The following is an 18,546-nucleotide window of genomic DNA, read 5'->3' as shown; positions in this document are numbered from 1 at the left end:
CACGCACAACGGGTGTCAGAGCAGCGTCCCGCCGCTCACCTCGAACCCGTTCAGTGCCTTGTCGATCCTGGCGAGCGTGTCCGGGTGCAGGGTCAGGTCGGCGGCGGCCAGGTTCTCCTCGATGTGCGCGGGAGTGCGGCTGCCCGGGATGGCCACCACGTGCTCGTCCTGGTGCAGCAGCCAGGAAAGGGCGAGCTGGGCCGGGGTGAGCCCGAGATGCGTGGCCAGGGTCCGGATCGGGGCGTAACGGTCGTTGTTGCCCGCCAGGTTCTCGGCCGAGAAGCGGGGCGCGTTGTGCCGGAAGTCGCCCTCGCCGAGCGCCCGCACCGTACCGGTGAGGAAGCCGTTGCCGAGCGGGCTCCAGGCCACGATCCCGACACCCAGTTCGCGTGCCGTGGCCAGCAGGTCGGCGTCCACGGGCCGCCACATCGACCACTCGTTCTGCACGGCCGCCACGGGGTGCACGGCGTGCGCCGCCCGCAGTTGCGCGGCGGTGACGTTGGACAGGCCCAGGTGCCTGACCAGCCCGTCGCGGACCAGCTCCGCCATCGCACCGGCCGTCTCCTCGATGGGGACGCCGGGGTCGGGGTAGTGAGCGTAGTAGAGGTCGATCACGTCGGTGTCCAGGTTGCGCAGGCTGCGCTCGGCGTAGCGGCGGACCAGGCGGGGCTCGGCGTTCACCCGCAGCTCGCCGAAGGCGTAACCGACGGGATACGACCGGCTCGGCTCGCCCTCCGGGATCGCCAGGCCGAACTTGGTCGCCACGACCACCTCGTCCCTGCGGCCCTTGATCGCCCGGCCGACCAGGCGTTCGTTGTGACCGTCCGAGCCGTAGGCGTCGCTGGTGTCCACGAGGGTGGCGCCGGCGTCCAGCGCCGACTTGAGCGCGGCCTCGGCGCGGGTGTCGTCGATCTCGCCGTACACACCGGGCGAGAGCACCATCGCGCCGTAACCGATGGCGGGGACCTGGAGGTTTCCGAGTACGCGGGTCTTCATGCGCTCGATCCTGCGGCCGGGACCGCCGGAGCGTCCAAGACCTTTTGCTATAACCGATGGCTATGGACGTGCATCTGCGGGAGTTGCGGTACTTCGTGGCGGTGGCCGACGAGCTGAACGTGACGCGGGCCGCCGAGCGGCTGTTCGTCTCCCAGCCCGCGCTGTCCAAGCAGCTCAGGGTGCTGGAGCGGCAGCTGGGCTTCCGGCTGTTCGACCGGGTGCCGAGCGGGGTGGTGCTCACCAGGCAGGGTGCGGCCCTGCTGCCGGCCGCCCGCGACCTGCTGGAACGCTGGGGCGCTGGGGTGGAGCGGGCGCGGGCGGCGGCGCCGGCCGGCACGCTGGTGATCGGGATGCAGACCGCCGTGGGCAGAGGGCTGCAGCAGGAGGCGCTGCGGCGCTTCCGTACGGCGATGCCGGGGTGGGAGGTGTCGCTGCGGCTGGTCGGCTGGGACGACCCCAGTGGCGGGCTGGCCGACGGGTCCTCCGACGTGGCCTTCATCTGGCTGCCGGTGCCGGCGGGGCTGCGGACGTACGTGCTGGCCAGGGAGGAGCGAGGCGTGGCGATGCCGGCCGATCACCGGCTGGCCGGGCTGGCGGAGATCCCGTTCGCGGAGCTGCGGGACGAGCCGTTCATCGCGCTGCCCCCGGCCGCGGGGGCGCTGCGGGACTTCTGGCTCGGGCTCGACGTGCGGGAGGACGAACCGGTGATCGGGGTGACCGCCAACACGGCGGAGGAGGTCTTCGAGGCTGTGACCAGCGGACTCGGCGTCGTTCTGGTGGCGGAGGGGAACGCGAGGCTGTACGACCGGCCGGGAATGACGTACCGGCCCGTTAAGGGGCTGCCTCCTGGGGAACTCGCCATTGCCTGGCGCGAAGGGAATGCCACCCCACAAGTCCTGGCATTCATCGACGCGCTACGACAAGTCACGACTAAGGTCTGACGCGATATCGGACCAAGCGGGAAGGGTGACCATGAGCGACTACGCGACCACCTTCGAACTGATCGACGCCGACAAGGACGGCCGCATCTCGGCCGTCGAGCTCGTCCGGCTGATGGAGGTGATGGGCCAGCCCGTGACGCTGGAGGCGGCGCAGGCGGGTGTGCAGCGGCTCGACAAGGACGGTGACGGGCTGATCGACGTCGAGGAGTTCGGCGCCTTCCTCCAGAATTGACAATAAACAAGCACTTGCTTCACATTCTTCTGTTGCCTGGGTCACAATGGCGACAGGAGGGACGATGGCCATCAGGAGTGACGTCAGCGAAAGCCGCATCCCCGCGGAGATCGTCAGAACGCTCAGGTCGGGCATCGGCCGGGTCTCGGAAGAGGTGATCGAGGAGATCCAGACCCGCATCCCCGAATACGCCCGGCCCTCGGACGAGATCTACATCAAAGTCGTACGAATGGCGGTCGAGCAGGCCATCGAAGGTTTCCTCGACCGCGTCGAAGACCCCGGCGCCCCCTGGGACCCCGAGCCGTTCCGCATGATCGGCAAGGGGGAGGCGGCGGAAGGACGCAACCTGGAGCCGCTCCAGGCGGCGATGCGGCTCGGCGCCCGGGTCGGCTGGCGGCGGCTCACCGAGATCGCCGGCCCGCTCGGGCTGTCGCCGCAGTGCCTGTACGGCCTGGGCGACGCCATCTTCGTCTACCTCGACGAGCTGGCCGACGCCGCCGCCGAGGGCTTCGAGTACGCCAGGGCGCACGAGGCGGGCGAGATGGACCGCCGCCGTAACCGCCTGCTCGACCTGCTGCTCAGCCGGCCGCCCGCCGGCCAGGAGGCCATCGCCGACCTGGCCAAGGCCGCCGGCTGGCGGCTGCCGAGGACCGTCGCCTGCGTGGCGCTCGACGAGCAGCACGGCGCCCGCCGCGTGCCCCCGCTGCCGCCCGACGTGCTGACCGGCCACGAGCGGCCCGCGCCGTGCCTGCTGGTGCCCGACCCGGCCGGCCCCGGCCAGGCCCAGACACTGGAGCACGCGCTGCGCGGCCACCGCGCGGCCATCGGCCCCGCCGTCCCCCTGACCTCGGCCGCGACCTCGCTGCGGTGGGCGGGCGAGGCGCTGGAGCTGTCGCGGCGCGGCGTGCTGCCCAGGGGGCTGCTGCGGTGCGAGGACCACATGGCCACGCTGGTCGTGTTCAAGGACGAGGAGCTGGTCAGCGCCCTGGCCGAGGTACGGCTGGCGCCCCTCGCCCACCTGCGGCCCACGCAGCAGGACCGGCTGGCGGAGACGCTGCTGGCCTGGCTGCGGCACGGCAGGGGCGCGGGCGAGGTGGCGGCCAAGCTGCACGTGCATCCGCAGACCGTGCGTTACCGGCTGCGTCAGCTTGAGGAGCTGTACGGCGACCAGCTCGCCGACCCCGACATCCGGTTCGAGCTGGAGATCGCCCTGCGCGCCAGACAGGCGGTCATGACCCGCTGACCGGGCTCGGCCCCACGCCGCCGACCGGCCGCGTTCCACCGCAGTCCGGTCTATACCATGGGCGGATGCCGAAACCGGTCATATTGGACTGCGACCCCGGACACGACGACGTCTTCGCGATCTGGCTGGCGGCCGGCGACCCGGAGATCGACCTGCGCGCCATCACCACCGTCGGCGGCAACGGCCTGCTCACCCACACCACCTACAACGCCAGGGTGGTGACCGGCCTGGCCGGGATCACGGGCGTGCCGATCTCGCCAGGAGCCGCCAGCCCCCTGGTGCGGGTGCTGACCCCGGCCGAGTCGATCCACGGCGCCAACGCGCTCGGCGGCCCCGAACTGCCCGAGCCGGTCGTGACCGCCGACCCGCGCACCGCGATCGAGCTGATCGGGGACGTCCTCGACACGGCCGGCGAACCGGTGACGATCGTGGCCACCGGCCCGCTGACGAACATCGCCCTGTTCGTCCGGGCCCACCCGGAACGGCTGCCCCTGATCAGGGAGGTGGTCTGGATGGGCGGGTCGACCGGGCGCGGCAACATCACCCCGTACGCGGAGTTCAACTCCTGGACCGACCCCGAGGCGGTCGCCGTCGTGCTCGGCTCGGGAGTGCCGTTCACCATGATCGGCCTGAACGTCACCCACCAGGTCCTCGTCACGCCCGAGGTGATGGCGAGGATCGGCGCGATCGGCAACAGGACGGCCGCCTTCGGCGTCGAGCTGCTCGCCTTCTTCAACGCCACGTACGAGCGCGACCAGGGCATGCCGGCCGGCCCGCTGCACGACCCCGTCGCGATGGCCCTGGTCGCCCGCCCGGGCCTGGTGACCACGGTCGGCACCAGGATCGACGTCGAGCTGCACGGCACCGAGACGGCCGGCGCGACCAGCGTCGACCTGCTCGGCAAGCTCGGCCGCGAGCCCAACGCGCGCGTGGCCACCGGCGTGGACGTCGAGGGGTTCTGGGAACTGGTCGAAGCGGCGATCCGTACGCTGTCATGACCTGCCCCGCCGGGGGTAGCGGAAGCGGATGCGACTGACGTACACCTCCGACGTCTGGTGGAAGAACGCCGTCGTCTACTGCCTGGACGTGGAGACGTTCAAGGACGGCAACGACGACGGCGTGGGCGACTTCCGCGGCCTGACGCAGCAGATCGACTATCTCGCCGGGCTCGGCGTGACCTGCCTGTGGCTCATGCCGTTCTTCCCCACCCCCAACAAGGACGACGGCTACGACATCACCGACTTCTACACCGTCGATCCGAGGCTCGGCACGCTGGGCGACTTCGTGGAGTTCATGCGCACCGCCCACGACCGCGGCCTACGGGTCATCGCCGACCTCGTGGTCAACCACACGTCCGACCGGCATCCGTGGTTCAAGGAGGCCCGGTCGAGCAAGGACTCGCCGCTCCGCGACTGGTACGTCTGGTCCGACACCCCGGAACCGGACAACCCCGACCAGGTCGTCTTCCCCGACAAGGAGAACAGCGTCTGGGAGTACGACGAGGGCTCGGGCCAGTACTACCTGCACAGCTTCTACCGGCACCAGCCGGACCTGAACGTGGCCAACCCCGAGGTCAGGGACGAGATCGCCCGCGTGCTGGGCTTCTGGATGGAGCTGGGGCTGTCCGGCTTCCGGGTGGACGCGGTGCCGTACCTGATCGAGAACGTCGATCCGAAGCTGGCCGAGCCGCACGAGTTCCTGGCCGACCTGCGGGCGTTCATGACCCGGCGGATGGGCGGATCGATTCTGCTCGGCGAGGTGAACGTCGCTTACAAGGACCTGGTCTCCTACTTCGGCGACGGGCTCGGCGACCAGATCACGATGTGCTTCGACTTCATCGGGATGCAGAAGGCGTGGCTGTCGCTGGCCCGCTGCGACGCGGGGCCGCTGTCGGAGGCGCTGCGCGAGCGGCCGAAGCCGCCCAAGGACTCCCAGTGGGCCGTGTTCCTGCGTAACCACGACGAGCTGACGCTGGACAAGCTGACCGAGGACGAGCGGCAGGAGGTCTTCGCGGCGTTCGGGCCGAGCGAGGACATGCAGATCTTCGGGCGCGGGCTGCGCCGCCGCCTGCCGCCCATGCTCGGAGGCGACCCGCGGCGCGTCAAGATGGCCTACAGCCTGCTGTTCTCGTTGCCCGGCACGCCGGTGATCTTCTACGGCGAGGAGATCGGGCTGGGGGAGAATCTGAAGGCGGAGGGCCGGATGGCGGTCCGCGTCCCCATGCAGTGGTCGCGCGACGGCGGGTTCAGCCGGGTGGAGCCGGTCCGGGCCGTGCCCGAGGGCGCGTTCGGCCCCGAGCGGGTGAACGTGGCCGACCAGAAGCGCGACACCGACTCGCTGCTGCGCTGGTTCCAGTTGCTGATCGAGCGCTACCGCGAGTGCCCCGAGCTGGCGTGGGGCGAGTCCACGGTGCTGGACACGGGCGAGCCGGCCGTCTTCGCGCACCGCTGCGACGCCGACGGGGCCACGGTGGTGGTCGCGCACAATCTCAGCGACACGGCGCGGGAGGCGGAGCTGCGGCTGGACGGGCTCGGCGGCTGCCGGCTCACGGATCTGCTGGTGGACGGGACCACCGAGGTGCCGGACGGAGGCGTGGTGCGGATCACGATGGAGCCGCACGGCTGCCGCTGGTTGCGCGCCTCACGTCCGGACGTCGCGCCCGAGGACGCCTCGGTGAAGTCACGGTGAATCGTGGTCGCGGAGAGCTCCGGGCCGCTGAAAGCTCCAGGGCGAGCTTGATCGGCATTTTCGTAATCAATGAGTAATTTGTCGAGATTAATCTCCAGCAGCATGCAGACCAAGAAGCTCGCCCTCACCGGAGCCGCCGCGCTGTGCGCGCTGGCCCTGGTGGCGCCCCCCGCGCAGGCCGGCAAACCGGCCAGAACGGTCATGGTCACGGTCATGGGCACGTCCGACCTCCACGCCAACGTGCTCAACTGGGACTACTTCAAGGACGGCGCCTACACCGACAGCCAGGGCAACGCCGTCGGCCTGGCCAAGGTGTCCTCGCTGGTCAACCGGATCAGGGCCGAGCGCGGAGCGGATCGTACGCTGCTGTTCGACTCGGGTGACACCATTCAGGGCACCCCGCTGGCGTACTACTACGCCAAGGTCGAGCCGATCACCGAGACCGGTAAGACCCACCCGATGGCCAAGGCCATGAACGCCATCGGCTACGACGCCGTGACGCTGGGCAACCACGAGTTCAACTACGGGCTGCCGCTGCTGGCCACCTGGATCAAGCAGATGAAGGCCCCCGTGCTCGGCGCGAACGCCGTCCGCGACCGGTCGGGGCTGCCGGCGTACCAGCCGTTCGTCATCAAGACGATGAAGGTCAAGGGCGACAAGCCGGTCAAGGTGGGCGTGCTCGGTCTGACCAACCCGGGCGTGGCCATCTGGGACAAGGCCAACGTCGAGGGCAAGCTGCGCTTCACCGACCTGGTCGAGACGGCCAGGAAGTGGGTGCCGGTCATCCGCGGCCTCGGCGCGGACGTGGTCGTCGTGACCGCGCACGCGGGCGACAACGGCCTGTCCTCCTACGGCGGCGACCTGCCCGTCGAGAACGCCTCCGCGCTGGTGGCCGAGCAGGTGCCGGGCATCGACGCGGTGCTGTTCGGGCACGCCCACAACGAGGTCGCGCAGCGGTTCGTGACCAACAAGGCGACCGGCAAGCAGGTGCTGCTGACCGAGCCGGGCAGGTGGGGCCAGCGCCTGTCGGTGCTCGACTTCCAGCTCGCCAAGCAGCGCGGCAAGTGGACGGTCACCGGCAAGTCCTCCACCACGCTGAACACGAACACGGTCGAGGAGGACCCGAAGATCGTCCGGCTGCTCAAGCCGCAGCACGACACCACGATCGGCTACGTCAACAAGGTCGTCGCCCAGTCGGCCCAGGAGCTGGTCGCCACGGAGTCGCCGTACAAGGACACGCCGATCCTCGACTACATCCAGCACGTCCAGGTCGAGACGGTCAAGAAGGCGCTGCCGGACAACACGCTGCCGGTGCTCTCGATCGCCGCGCCGTTCAGCCGCAGCGCCGTCTTCCCCGCCGGCGACATCCGGGTCAGGGACGTGGCCGGTCTGTACGTCTACGACAACACGCTGCTGGCGGTGAAGCTGACCGGCGCGCAGATCAAGGACTACCTGGAGTACTCCGCCAAGTACTTCAACCAGCTCGCCCCCGGCGCCCCCGTGGACCCGGCCACGCTGACGAACGCCGGCAACACCCCCGACTACAACTACGACCAGCTCTCCGGAGTGTCGTACGACATCGACGTGGCCAAGCCGGTCGGGCAGCGCATCGCCAACCTGAGCTACGACGGCGCGCCGCTCCCGGCCGACAAGGAGTTCGTCGTCGCGATCAACAATTACCGCCAGTCGGGCGGCGGCGGCTTCCCGCACGTGACCACGGCCCCGGTCCTCTACAACGCCCAGGTGGAGATCAGGCAGGCGCTGATCGAGTACGCCACCGCGCAGGGCACCATCGACCCGGCCGACTTCGCCGCCCCCAACTGGAAGCTCACCAGGGACGGCCAGCCGCTGTTCTAGAGGTAGGAGGGCCCGCTCACCCGGTGCCGGAACGTCCACCACACCCACGCCTGGGAGGCCACCAGGAACGGGATCAAGGTGAGGACGACCGGCACCAGCAGCGGCCCCGACGTGCCGGGCTCCAGCGGCAGCCGGAGCCCGGCCAGCACCCCCACCACCACGAGCGCCGCCGCCGTCAGCGCGTACGCGCGCCACTCCCCGGCCCCGCCCGACAGCACGGCGGCCCGCTCGCGCAGGGTTCCGCGCAGCCGCAGCGCCGCGAACGTCAGCCCGTGCGTGCCGAACAGAGCGGTCAGCACCAGCGCGGGCAGCGCCGCCGCCGGCCCCTCGATGCCGAGCAGCACGTGGGACAGCAGCGTGCCCCAGCTCAGCGCCAGCCCCCAGCTCCCGGCCACGATCGCGCCGTCCCAGAACGCCTGCCAGCGCGCCCCCGGCACCCGCCCGCGCAGCCAGAGCCCCATGTCGCGCACCACCCACGCCACCAGCAGCGTCACCACGACGGTGTAGTTGCCGTGCAGCAGCTCGCCCTCCGACTGGGGGAACAGCCCGGCCAGCACTCCGGCCGCGGCGACCAGCCAGACCTCGTTGCCCAGGAAGAACGGCGCGATGGCGGCGATCACCTCGCGCCGCTCGGCGGACGAACGCCCGAGGTACGGCAGCGCCATGCCCACCCCGATGTCCGCCCCGGCCAGCACCAGGTAACCCAGGACGAAGAAGGCCAGGATGAGGATCTCCACGATCGGCTCCTTTTCAGAACGAGGGGACGGGGACGGGGGCGTCGATCGGCCGGTCGCCCAGCGCCACCGCAGCGGGTCCGCGCCGGGCGTGCCTGGCCAGCAGCCAGGTGTTGACCGCGATGAGCACGCCGAACACCGTGCAGAACGCGATCAGGGAGAACTGCAGCTGCCCCGCGGTGACCGGGGACATGGCCTCCGAGGTGCGCAGCAGCCCGTACACGGCCCATGGCTGGCGCCCCATCTCCCTGAAGATCCAGCCGCTCAGCATGGTCACGAACGGCACCGGGATCATCAGCACGAGCAGCCCGTGCCACAGCCGGAACCCGCGCACCACCGGCCGGAACAGCATGAGCAGAAAACTCAGCCCGGCCACACCCAGCATGACCGCGAACAACGTCAGCATCGTGATCCCGCCCGCCTGCACCCACGCCACGGGCGGCAGATAGTCACCCGGCCCGAATGCGGCCACCATCTCGGCCTGCGCCTCGGCCAGCCGGCCGGCGTCGTTCGTCCAGGCGGCAGCCTTGGCGGGCTGCAGGGTTTGGAACGAGATCCCGCCGAACACCGCGTTCATGAAGACGGCGGGCAGCGCCACGCCGACCCCGATCCGCAGCGACTTGCGGAAGACGTCCTGCTCGGGCGTGCGCCTGAACAGGTGGTACGCGCTCACCCCGGCCACGAAGAACGCCCCCGTGATCAGCCCGCCGACCAGCACGTGCCAGAACGCGAGCTGGGCCGCCGGGTTGGCCACCATCGCGCCGAAGTCCGTCAGCCGCAGCCGCTCGCCGTCCAGCACATGGCCCACGGGATTCTGCAGGAAGCCGTTGGCGGTCATGATGAAGAATGCCGACGCGTACGCCGTCAGCGTCACCACCCAGATCACCGCCAGGTGCGCCCACCGGTTCAGCCGGTTCCAGCCGAAGATCCACAGGCCCAGGAACGTGGACTCGACGAAGAACGCCGCCAGCGTCTCGATCGCCAGCGCCGAGCCGAACACGTCGCCGGCGTAGTTCGTCAGCCCGCTCCACGACAGCCCGAGCTGGAATTCCATCACGAGCCCGGTGACGATGCCCATCGCGTAGTTGATCAGGTAGAGCTGGCCCCAGAACCGCGTCATCCGCAGGTGCACGGGGTTGCCGCCGACGGTGGCCCAGGTCTGGATGACCGCCACGATCGTGGCCAGGCCGAGCGTGAGCGCCACGAACAGGAAGTGCGCGCCCGCGGTGAGGGCGAACTGCAGGCGGGCGAGGTCCACGGTGTCCATGCCCCGAGCCTCCGGGCAGGACACCGCGCGCCGCGTCATGCCCGGGCGGGCACCCGGCGTACACCCCAGGTGGCATGGGCCGGGTCGGCGTACGACTCAGGGGGTAAGCCAGCCCGGGGTGATCATGCCGGCCTCGTACGCGATGACCACGAGCTGCGCCCGATCGCGCACGGCCAGCTTGGTCATGATCCGGCTGACGTGCGTCTTCGCGGTGGCCGGGCTGAGCACCAGCCTGGCCGCGATCTCGTCGTTGGACAGGCCCGCGGCCACCAGCGTCATGACCTCGCGCTCCCGGTCGGTGAGCGCGTTCAGCCGCGGTCCCGGCTCGGGGCGCTTGACCCGGCCGGCGAACTCGGCGATCAGCCGGCGCGTGATCGAGGGGGCGATCAGCGCGTCGCCCCTGGCCACGACCCTGACCGCGTGGATCAGCTCGGCCGGCTCGGTGTCCTTGACCAGGAACCCGGCCGCGCCCGCGCGCAGCGCCCCGTACACGTAGTCGTCCAGGTCGAACGTGGTCAGGATGATCACCCTGACGCCGTCGAGCGCGGGGTCCCCGGCGATGCGGCGGGTGGCCTCCAGGCCGTCGAGCTCGGGCATGCGGATGTCCATGAGGACCACGTCGGGCCGGTGCTCGCGGGCCCCGGCGACGGCCTGCGCGCCGTTGGCGGCCTCGGCCACCACGTCGACGTCCTCCTCGTCGCTGAGGATGGAGCGGAAGCCGGCCCGGACCAGAGTCTGGTCGTCGGCGAGGAGTACGCGGATCATCGAGTCCCGTTCGTCGGCTGGTTCAGTGGCAGGCGGGCGGCGACGCGCCAGCCGCCCTCGGGTCGCGGGCCCGCGTCCAGGGTGCCGCCGAGCGCGGCGGCCCGCTCGCGCATGCCCTGCACGCCGAAGCCGCTGCCCTCGTCGTAGACGGCGCCGGGGCCTTCGTCATCGACTTCGATCTCGACGTGCCCGGACGCGCTGGTGAGGCGGAGCGTGGCCCGGTCGGTGCCGGAGTGGCGGGAGACGTTCGTCAGCGCCTCCCTGACGATGCGGGCGGCGGCCAGGTCCACCTCGGTGGGCAGCGCGTCGAGCGGCCCGGACAGCTCGGTACGCACGTCCAGGCCGGAGGCCCGCACCAGCGCCTCCACCCGGGCCAGGCTGTCGTGGGGAGCGGTCGGCGCGTCCTCGTCCACCTGGCGCAGCACTCCCAGCGTGGTACGCAGCTCGCGCAGCGTCTCCTTGCTGGTGTCCTTGATCGTCCGCAGCGCCGTCTCGGCCTCCTCGGGCCGTTTCTTGAGTCCGTGCAGCGCCGCGGCGGCCTGCACGTTGATCATGGAGATGTTGTGCCCCAGGACGTCGTGCAGCTCCCTGGCGATCCGCAGCCGCTCCTCGCCGGCCCGCCGCCTGGCCTCCTCCTCCTTGCTGCGTACGGCGTCCAGCGCGTGCTGCCTGGCCTCCTCCAGGTACGCGCGGCGGTTGCGGGTGACGCCGCCGAACGCGATGGCGGCCACCACCCACCCGGCGATCATCACGAACAGGCTGTCGTCCACGTGCCGCACGCCGCCGCTCTCGCCGATCCCCATGGCCAGCAGCGAGGCGCCGCCGGTGGCGATGGCCGCGGTCAGGTGCCCCAGGTCGGCAGCGGAGTACAGGCAGACGAACAGCAGCACGATGATCGGCCCGTCGACCGTGGCCCACGGGTAGTAGACGGCCACCGACACCGCCACGACGATCAGCGCCGCGACGGGAAAGCGCTCCCGCACCAGCAGCCCGCAGGCGGCGGTCAGCGGCAGGACGAGGTCGAGCGCGTTCACCGGGTTGACGCGCGGGAGGAAGGCGTAGGACGCCAGGGTGCCGATCAGCGCGACGGCAATCGTCACGGATGTCACGATCGTGCTGGTCGACGGCCTGCTCATGACTCCTATTGTCTACATATCCGCATATGGCGGGGTAATTGGCGGCGCGCATCCTGGGTAGAGCCGGTGCATGAGCACCAAGGACGAACTCCGGCAGGTCGAAGAGGATCTGGCCCGGCTGCGTGCCGAGAACCAGGAAGTCCGCGACCAGATCCGCGACATCGGCGCCACCGACCAGGTGGAGATCGCGACGATGATCAGCCAGGCGGACGAGCAGGTCGAGCTGATCGCCGGGCTCGAACGCCGCCGCGACGCCCTGATCCAGCGCCTGGAGGAAGAGGGCGCCCGGTAGGGGCGCCCCGCGTGGTTCGGCCTCGCCGGAGTTCCGGCGTTCAGCGTCGCCGGAGCTCGGCGCCGACCTCGTGCAGATGGCTCAACGCCTGACCGTACGACGTGAGCAGCCGGGTCTGGAGGTAGTCGACGCCGATCTCGGCGCAGTAGCGCTCGACGATCGGCTGGGCCCGGCGCAGGTTCGGCGCCGGCATGTGCGGGAACAGATGGTGCTCGATCTGGTAGTTGAGCTGGCCGAGCGCCACGTCCGTGAACAGGTTGCCGCGCACGTTGCGGGAGGTCAGCACCTGCTTGCGGAGGAAGTCGAGCTTGTCCTCCTTGGTCAGCACCGGCATGCCCTTGTGGTTGGGGGCGAACGTGCAGCCGAGGTAGAGCCCGAAGAGCCCCTGGTGCACGAGCAGGAAGAGCAGCGCCTTGCCGACCGGCAGGATGGTGAAGATCAGGCCGAAGTAGAGGACGAAGTGGGTGACCAGGAGCGTCAGCTCCAGGCGGCGCCGCTTGGCGGCCGGGTTGAGCAGTGCCTTGAAGCTGGCGATGTGCAGGTGCCAGGCTTCGAGCGTGAGCAGCGGAAAGAACCAGAAAGCCTGATATTTTGCGATAAATCGTGGCAGGCCATTGCTGTTCGCCGCCTGCTCCTGGGACCAGACGATCACGGCGGGGGAGACGTCGGGATCGTGGTCCTCGTGGTTGGGATTGGCGTGGTGGCGGTTGTGCTTGGTGTTCCACCAGCCCCAGCCGAGCCCCACGCCGAAGTTCCCGATGATCAGGCCGGCGATGTCGCTCGGCCGCCTGGTCCTGAAGACCTGCCGGTGCCCCAGGTCGTGGGCGAGGAAGCCGAGTTGCGTGAACACCACGGCCATCACGACCGCGACGAGAAGTTGCAGCCAGGAGTCGCCCACCCAGGCGAACAACGCCCAGCAGCCGAGGTAGACGAGGGCCGCGATGCTCATGCGTACGGCGTAGTAGACGGGACGCCGGTCGAGCAGACCGGCCTCCGTGATGCGATGGGCTAGTCGGGCGAAGTCACTGCCTCGAGTGTCGATCGTGCCTGGACTGGCCACTGCTCTCCTTACCTCGCGGTGCAAGTTGCCCTAACCATGGCGTATCAACCGCCAAACGGGAAGAACATCGGGTGACGGCGTGAGCTACCCCAGCGTTTCGATCGGGAACGTGGCGCGGGGCCGCCGGGGTCGCAAGTGCGTGCGGCGCGGGGCCGGGTGTGCTCAGGGCGGGGCCGCCGGGGGCCCGAGTGCGCTGAGAGCGTATTTCTCCGGCTCGGGAAGCGCCGCGCCCTCCCGCAGCGCCGCCCGGCAGCCGTCGGGACCCAGTGCCCGTTCGCACGCTCCGGTCAGCCGGGCGACGTACGGATCGGCGGACGCGCCGATCCCGCGCAGCGCCCGCGCGGAGCCCAGCAGCATGGCCGCCGGCCGGGGCTCCAGGTGCTCGGCCACGCCCTCCAGCACGGTCGCCCGCGCCGTCCGGTCGGAGCAGCCGGCCATCAGCTCCAGCGCCCGCCGCAGCGGCCCGGCCGGCCCACGGCTCACCTTGGCCAGCTCGACGTGCATGAACGCCCTGCACTGCGTGGACACCTCCGCCTCCATCGCCAGCGCCGCCTCCAGCAGCCGCGCCGCCTCAGCGAGGTCACCGGTGCGCCGGGCCAGCTCGCCCCTGGCGTGCCTGACCCGGGCCACGACGCCCTGGTCCTCCGAGCGCACGGCCGCCGCCCAGGCCCGCTCCAGCGCCTCGGCCGCCCCCTCGTGGTCGCCCGCCCTGGCCTTGAGCTGCCCGAGCCGCAGCAGGAACGTCATCGGCCCCAGCGGCGTCTCCAGCCCCGACAGCTCGGTCGCCAGCCGCTCGGGCTCCTCGCCCAGGGTGACGGCCGCGGCGAAGTCGCCCCGGTTCTCCGCCACCAGCGAAAGCCAGTAGAGCGCCGCCCACTGCCCCCACCGGTCGCCGGTGCTCCTGAACCCGGCCAGCGCCGGCTCCAGCAGGTCCTCCGCCCCGGCCACCGTCCCGTACTCGAACCTGACGATGCCCCCGACCAGCAGCGCCGCCGACCGCGTCCACGGGTCGGGATGCCCGCGCAGCTCGGCCACGCCGCGTTCGGCCAGCTCCACCACGTCCTCCGGCGGCTCCATCACGGTGGCCAGCGCCCACGCGTTCAGCGCGGCCGGATGATCGGACGCGCGCACCGCCTCGTTCAGCCCGCCGCCCGTCGCCGCCAGGCACAGCCCGTACGCCAGCTCCCGCCCCGGCGGCACTATGTCGCCCGCCCGCTCCAGCACCTCGGCACTCCGCTCGGTGATCTCGCGGCGCCGGCCCCGCATGATCCACGGCCAGAAGCGCGGCAGGACGGCCCGCAGCGGGTCGTCGGTGTGGCGCAGTGCCGCGTCCAGGTTGCCGCGCTCCGCGTCCAGCACGGCCAGCCAGGTGAGCTGCTCGCCGGTCCGCAGGTACGGCTCTGCGGTCTCGGCCAGCTCGGTGTAGTAGCGGGCGTGGGCCCGGCGCAGGCCGGGGAGGTCGGCGGCGGCGTACTGCCTGATCGTCTCCAGCATCGTGTAGCGGTCGCCGTCGAACGCGATGAGCGACTTGTCCACCAGCGAGGAGAGCAGGTCGAGGTCGCCGCCGCAGATCTTGGCGATGGCCTCGTACGTGGCGCCGCCGGAGAAGACCGTCAGGCCCCGCAGCAGCTCGCGTTCGCGCTCCGAGAGCAGGTTCCAGCTCCAGTCGATGACCGCGCGCAGCGTGCGGTGACGCGGCTCCGACGTGCGCCCGCCACGGAAGGCCAGCCGGTCGCCGAGCTGCGCCACCAGCACCGGCACCGGCATCGTGCGCAGCCGGGCGGCGGCCAGCTCGATGGCCAGCGGGATGCCGTCCAGCTCGCGGCAGATCCGCGCCGCGTCCGCGTCGTCCACGCGCAGATCGGGCCTGGCGGCGGCGGCCCGATCCCTGAGCAGCTCCCGCGCCGGCCCGTCGGGCAGCGGAAGGACCTGGTGCAGGCGTTCGCCGGGGACGTCCAGCGGCTCCCTGCTGGTGGCCAGGATCCGCAGCCCCGCCACCTGGGACAGCAGCCACCGGGCCACCCGTGCGGCCTCGTCGATCAGGTGCTCGCAGTTGTCCAGCACGATCAGGGGCGCGCGCCCGCGCAGCGTCGTCACCAGGTCGGTGGTCCAGAACACGGCCTCCAGCGCCGCCCGCACCCCGGTGACAGCGGCCAACTCGACCAGCCACACACCACCGGCCACGCCCAGCCCCGCACCCGTTCCCAGCCCTGCGCCCGTCTCCAACCCTGCGGCCACCTCCACGGCCAGCCGTGTCTTTCCGGCTCCGCCGGGACCCACCAGCGTGACCAGCCTGGACTCGCCGAGCTGCCGGGTCACCAGATCGATGTCCTCCGAGCGGCCGACGAAGCTTGTGAGCCTGGCGGGCAGGTTGCCCCCGGCGGCCGGCTCGTCGTCGCGCAGTGCCGCCAGGTGCGCCTCCCGCAGCTCGGGCCCGGGATCGACGCCCAGCTCCGTCGCCAGCGCCGTCCTGATCCGCTCGAAGACGGTCAGCGCCCCGGCCCGCCTCCCGCCGGCGGTCAGGGCCCGCATGAGCAGGGCATGGAACGGCTCCCGCAACGGATGCGCCACCACCAGCCCCTCCAACTCGGCCACCAGCCCATCGAGCCCGCTCACCGGCCCACTCACCGGCCCGCCCACACCCCGACCACCGACAGGGCCGAAGCCGGCGATCGGGTCGGCGTTCGGGAGGGCGTTCGGGAGGGCGTCGAGGTCAGCGGAGATGCGGGCGGCCAGGGTCGTCAGCCGCAATTCCTCCAGCCGCGCCGCAGGACCCGCCGCGAACGGCAGCTCCGCCGCGTCGGCCAGCGCGGGGCCCCGCCACAGCGCCAGCGCCCGCCCAGCATCGCCGTCGCGGGCCAGTCGTTCGAACGCCCACGCGTCCACCTCGCCGGCCGGCACGTCGAGCAGGTAACCGGCCGGATGGGAGGCGATCAGCCCAGGAGCCTCCCTGCGCGCCCTGGACACCAGCGACTGCAGCGCCGCCGTCGGATGCGCGGGCGGGTCGTCCGGCCACAGGTCGTCGATCAGGCGATCGGCGGTCACCACCCGGCCGGGGTCGAGCGCGAGCCGTACCAGCAGCGCCCGTACCCGGGCGCCGCCGATCTCGCCGCCCGCCACCCGCAGGGGCCCCAGGATCCCGACCCGCATCCGCCCTCCACGACCGCACGCCGAGTCCACACTAACCGCCACCCCACCGCCCCGACCCCGACCGACCCGGCGAGCGCGGGCGGTCACAGCCCGAGCCGCTCCCGCAGCAGCTCGACCGGCAGGTGCGGCACCGTGGCCTCGTGGAACACGGGCAGCCCCACGATCAGCTCCCCGTCCACCACCCGCAGCCCGTCGGGCGCGGAGTACCCCCTGGTCTGCCGTGGCTCGATGGCGTAGTAGCCGCCGGTGCCGTAGTCGATCCGCACGCTCTCCAGCGACGGCCGCGCGCTGGCCAGGCAGGCCCCCATCGGCAGGCCCAGCTCCGTCGGCGAGGTGAGCGCGTGGGCGTGACCGGCCACGACCAGCGCCGGTTCCACGCGCGCCGTCAGCACCCGTTCGGCCATCAGGGCGTCCCGCTGGGACCAGTCGCCGGTGAACATGCCCCCGTCGAACAGCGTGACCGTCAGCCCGGGAACGGCCTTGAGCATCGCGAGGTGCCCGGCCGTGACGCGCCCGTCGCCGAGCCACCACAGCGGGTGGTCCAGCCCCGTCCCCTCGCTCAGATAGACGTCGAGCTGGTGCTTGAGGTCTCCCGGCCATTCGAGGGCCAGGTGGGTCAGCCCGAGCGCGCGCATGAGCCCGTGGATGATCAGCGGGTTCTCCCTGACGCCGTGCACCTCGCCGAGCAGCAGCAGCCCCGACTCCTCGATCGAGCGCCTGGCGCGGTCGAGCGCGCCCTGTTCGGCCCGCAGTTCGTAGTCGTCCGTACGGAATTCGGCGACGGCCTTGAGCAGACCGTCCAGCGTGTCGACGCCTGGCATGCCTCCACATTCTTCGCCAGGCCCCCTCCGCGCAACAGGTGAGTCAGGAGAACACCTTGGCCTTGAGCGTGGGAACGTGCCCCACCACCCGCAGGAACGTCTTGAACCCGATCCGCGCCGTCCGGTTGTCCCCGACGAACTGCTCGGCCGCGCGCCGCGAGTCGCGTACGGCGGCGAAGCCGTACTCCCGCATCTCCGTCTCGTAGCGAGCGATGGCCGCGACCGGGTCGCCGCCGGCGGTGAGTCCGGTGGTGAGTGCGGCGCGGAGCAGACGCGCGTCGCGCAGCGCGGTGTTGGCGCCGATGCCGCGCATCGGCGTCATGCTGTGGATGGCGTCGCCGAGCAGGGTGACCGTGCTGGCCGGCCAGGGGTCGATCGGGATCGAGGTACGGATCGGCAGCAGCGAGACCGTGCCCGGATGCGACAGCTCGACCAGCCTGCGCAGGTCGGGATGCCAGGACGCGATCATGCTCGCCACGGTCTCCTTGAGCTGCTCTCCCGTCATCCCGGAGAGGCCGGCGGGAAAGCGCTTGGACGTCGCGCCGAACGCCCACAGGATGTAGCTGCCGGTGTTGTCCATCAGCGCGCCCTCCTGCTCGGTCTCGCCGATCCCGTCCTCGCGCACGGGGCCCGCGCCCAGGTCGTGCGGAGCGGTGAAGAACCCCATCCCCTGGGGCGGGATCACGCTGTTGGGGCCCTCGACCAGCCGGGGCGCGAGCAGCTTCCTGCTCGCCTCCGTCAGCGGGAACTTGCCCGCCAGGGTGGTGATCCCGGTGTCCACTCGCTCGGCGTGCGGCAGGTACTGCTTGCGCACCCGGGAGTTGCCGCCGTCCGCGCCGACCACGATGTCGGCCGTCTCGTTCGTGCCGTCGGCGAAGAAGAGCCGCACCCGCCCGCCGGACAGCCGCTCGTAGCGCTCGAACGTCTTCCCGAACCGTACGACGTCGTCCAGGCCGGACAGCAGCACCTGCCTGAGCGTGATGCGGCTGACGGAGTGGTGGTCGTCGGCCGGGTCGGCGGCGGCGGGGGTCTCGATCAGCGCCAGCGTGCGCAGCCGCTCGGTGAGGAAGCCGAAGTCCTGGCCGCCTCGTCCGGTCGTGTCGAGGAAGGCCTGCCACAGAGGGGCGGGCAGGCAGTCGTGCAGGGCGCGGGCGCCGTGGGGGTCGATGTGCACGCGGTAGCCCTGCAGCCGGTCGGCCGGGGTGCGGTCGCGCTCGTAGACGGTCACGTCGAGCCCGGCCTTGAGCAGCCCCTGGGCCAGGCAGAGCCCGCCGACCCCGCCGCCGATGATCGCGATGCGCTTCTTCTGCGTCGTCATGTCTCCGACTATCAACCAATCGGATGAAACTGTCAACCAAACGTAT

16 protein-coding genes are annotated in these 18,546 nt (G+C 71.3%); 7 read left to right on the top strand and 9 right to left on the bottom strand.

Annotation, left to right across the window (positions count from 1 at the left end):
- Nucleotides 1-15 precede the first annotated feature (15 nt).
- Nucleotides 16-996 (bottom strand): aldo/keto reductase, encoded by a 981-nt coding sequence (locus AB0C27_RS35315; RefSeq protein WP_357853210.1) that lies wholly within the window; start codon nucleotides 994-996, stop codon nucleotides 16-18.
- 62 nt (nucleotides 997-1,058) lie between these two features.
- Here AB0C27_RS35315 and AB0C27_RS35310 point away from each other — a divergent pair, with 62 nt between their 5' ends.
- From AB0C27_RS35310 to AB0C27_RS35285, 6 genes are all read left to right on the top strand, one after another.
- The gene (locus AB0C27_RS35310) at nucleotides 1,059-1,937 is read left to right on the top strand and encodes a LysR substrate-binding domain-containing protein (RefSeq protein WP_357853207.1); all 879 of its coding nucleotides are present in this window, start codon (nucleotides 1,059-1,061) and stop codon (nucleotides 1,935-1,937) included.
- A gap of 31 nt (nucleotides 1,938-1,968) precedes the next feature.
- Nucleotides 1,969-2,169 carry an EF-hand domain-containing protein gene (locus tag AB0C27_RS35305; RefSeq protein WP_346114678.1) on the top strand — a complete coding sequence of 67 codons (201 nt, stop codon included), beginning with the start codon at nucleotides 1,969-1,971 and terminating at the stop codon, nucleotides 2,167-2,169.
- Between the two features lie 64 nt (nucleotides 2,170-2,233).
- Complete coding sequence (locus AB0C27_RS35300; protein ID WP_357853203.1) at nucleotides 2,234-3,412, top strand: helix-turn-helix domain-containing protein; 1,179 nt, start codon at nucleotides 2,234-2,236, stop codon at nucleotides 3,410-3,412.
- Nucleotides 3,413-3,477: 65 nt separating this feature from the next.
- On the top strand, nucleotides 3,478-4,410 hold the full coding sequence (locus tag AB0C27_RS35295) for a nucleoside hydrolase (RefSeq protein ID WP_357853201.1): 933 nt from the start codon (nucleotides 3,478-3,480) through the stop codon (nucleotides 4,408-4,410).
- 28 nt (nucleotides 4,411-4,438) lie between these two features.
- Nucleotides 4,439-6,100, top strand: coding sequence for an alpha-amylase family protein (locus AB0C27_RS35290; protein WP_357853198.1), 1,662 nt, complete (start codon nucleotides 4,439-4,441; stop codon nucleotides 6,098-6,100).
- Between the two features lie 102 nt (nucleotides 6,101-6,202).
- Nucleotides 6,203-7,957, top strand: coding sequence for a 5'-nucleotidase C-terminal domain-containing protein (locus AB0C27_RS35285; protein WP_357853196.1), 1,755 nt, complete (start codon nucleotides 6,203-6,205; stop codon nucleotides 7,955-7,957).
- Here the strand turns inward: AB0C27_RS35285 and AB0C27_RS35280 are convergent.
- From AB0C27_RS35280 to AB0C27_RS35265, 4 genes are all read right to left on the bottom strand, one after another.
- The gene (locus AB0C27_RS35280; protein ID WP_357853193.1) at nucleotides 7,954-8,694 is read right to left on the bottom strand and encodes a cytochrome d ubiquinol oxidase subunit II; all 741 of its coding nucleotides are present in this window, start codon (nucleotides 8,692-8,694) and stop codon (nucleotides 7,954-7,956) included. The genes AB0C27_RS35285 and AB0C27_RS35280 overlap by 4 nt on opposite strands.
- 13 nt (nucleotides 8,695-8,707) lie before the next feature.
- Nucleotides 8,708-9,958 (bottom strand): cytochrome ubiquinol oxidase subunit I, encoded by a 1,251-nt coding sequence (locus AB0C27_RS35275; protein WP_357853190.1) that lies wholly within the window; start codon nucleotides 9,956-9,958, stop codon nucleotides 8,708-8,710.
- 96 nt (nucleotides 9,959-10,054) lie between these two features.
- A complete protein-coding gene (locus tag AB0C27_RS35270) occupies nucleotides 10,055-10,723 on the bottom strand; it encodes a response regulator transcription factor (protein WP_357853187.1) in 669 nt (222 codons plus the stop codon).
- Nucleotides 10,720-11,859 (bottom strand): sensor histidine kinase, encoded by a 1,140-nt coding sequence (locus AB0C27_RS35265; protein WP_357853184.1) that lies wholly within the window; start codon nucleotides 11,857-11,859, stop codon nucleotides 10,720-10,722. Before AB0C27_RS35265 ends, AB0C27_RS35270 begins: the two co-directional genes overlap by 4 nt.
- Nucleotides 11,860-11,929: 70 nt before the next feature.
- On the opposite strand from AB0C27_RS35265, the gene AB0C27_RS35260 reads away from it, so the two are divergent.
- Nucleotides 11,930-12,151 (top strand): hypothetical protein, encoded by a 222-nt coding sequence (locus AB0C27_RS35260; RefSeq protein WP_346114688.1) that lies wholly within the window; start codon nucleotides 11,930-11,932, stop codon nucleotides 12,149-12,151.
- Between the two features lie 40 nt (nucleotides 12,152-12,191).
- Here AB0C27_RS35260 and AB0C27_RS35255 read toward each other — a convergent pair whose 3' ends face one another.
- The 4 genes from AB0C27_RS35255 to AB0C27_RS35240 form a co-directional block, all read right to left on the bottom strand.
- A complete protein-coding gene (locus AB0C27_RS35255; RefSeq protein ID WP_357853494.1) occupies nucleotides 12,192-13,100 on the bottom strand; it encodes an acyl-CoA desaturase in 909 nt (302 codons plus the stop codon).
- Between the two features lie 273 nt (nucleotides 13,101-13,373).
- Complete coding sequence (locus AB0C27_RS35250; RefSeq protein WP_357853179.1) at nucleotides 13,374-16,361, bottom strand: BTAD domain-containing putative transcriptional regulator; 2,988 nt, start codon at nucleotides 16,359-16,361, stop codon at nucleotides 13,374-13,376.
- An 83-nt stretch (nucleotides 16,362-16,444) separates the two neighbouring features.
- Entirely contained in the window at nucleotides 16,445-17,182 is a 738-nt protein-coding gene (locus AB0C27_RS35245) for a hypothetical protein (RefSeq protein WP_357853176.1), read from the bottom strand.
- Between the two features lie 43 nt (nucleotides 17,183-17,225).
- Nucleotides 17,226-18,500 (bottom strand): NAD(P)/FAD-dependent oxidoreductase, encoded by a 1,275-nt coding sequence (locus tag AB0C27_RS35240; protein ID WP_357853173.1) that lies wholly within the window; start codon nucleotides 18,498-18,500, stop codon nucleotides 17,226-17,228.
- Nucleotides 18,501-18,546: the final 46 nt, after the last annotated feature.

The sequence above is a fragment of the Nonomuraea sp. NPDC048882 genome (assembly GCF_040649755.1).
Lineage (GTDB): Bacteria > Actinomycetota > Actinomycetes > Streptosporangiales > Streptosporangiaceae > Nonomuraea > Nonomuraea maheshkhaliensis.
Note: the sequence above shows the minus strand (reverse complement) of the source record. Positions and strands in the feature narration are given on the sequence as shown.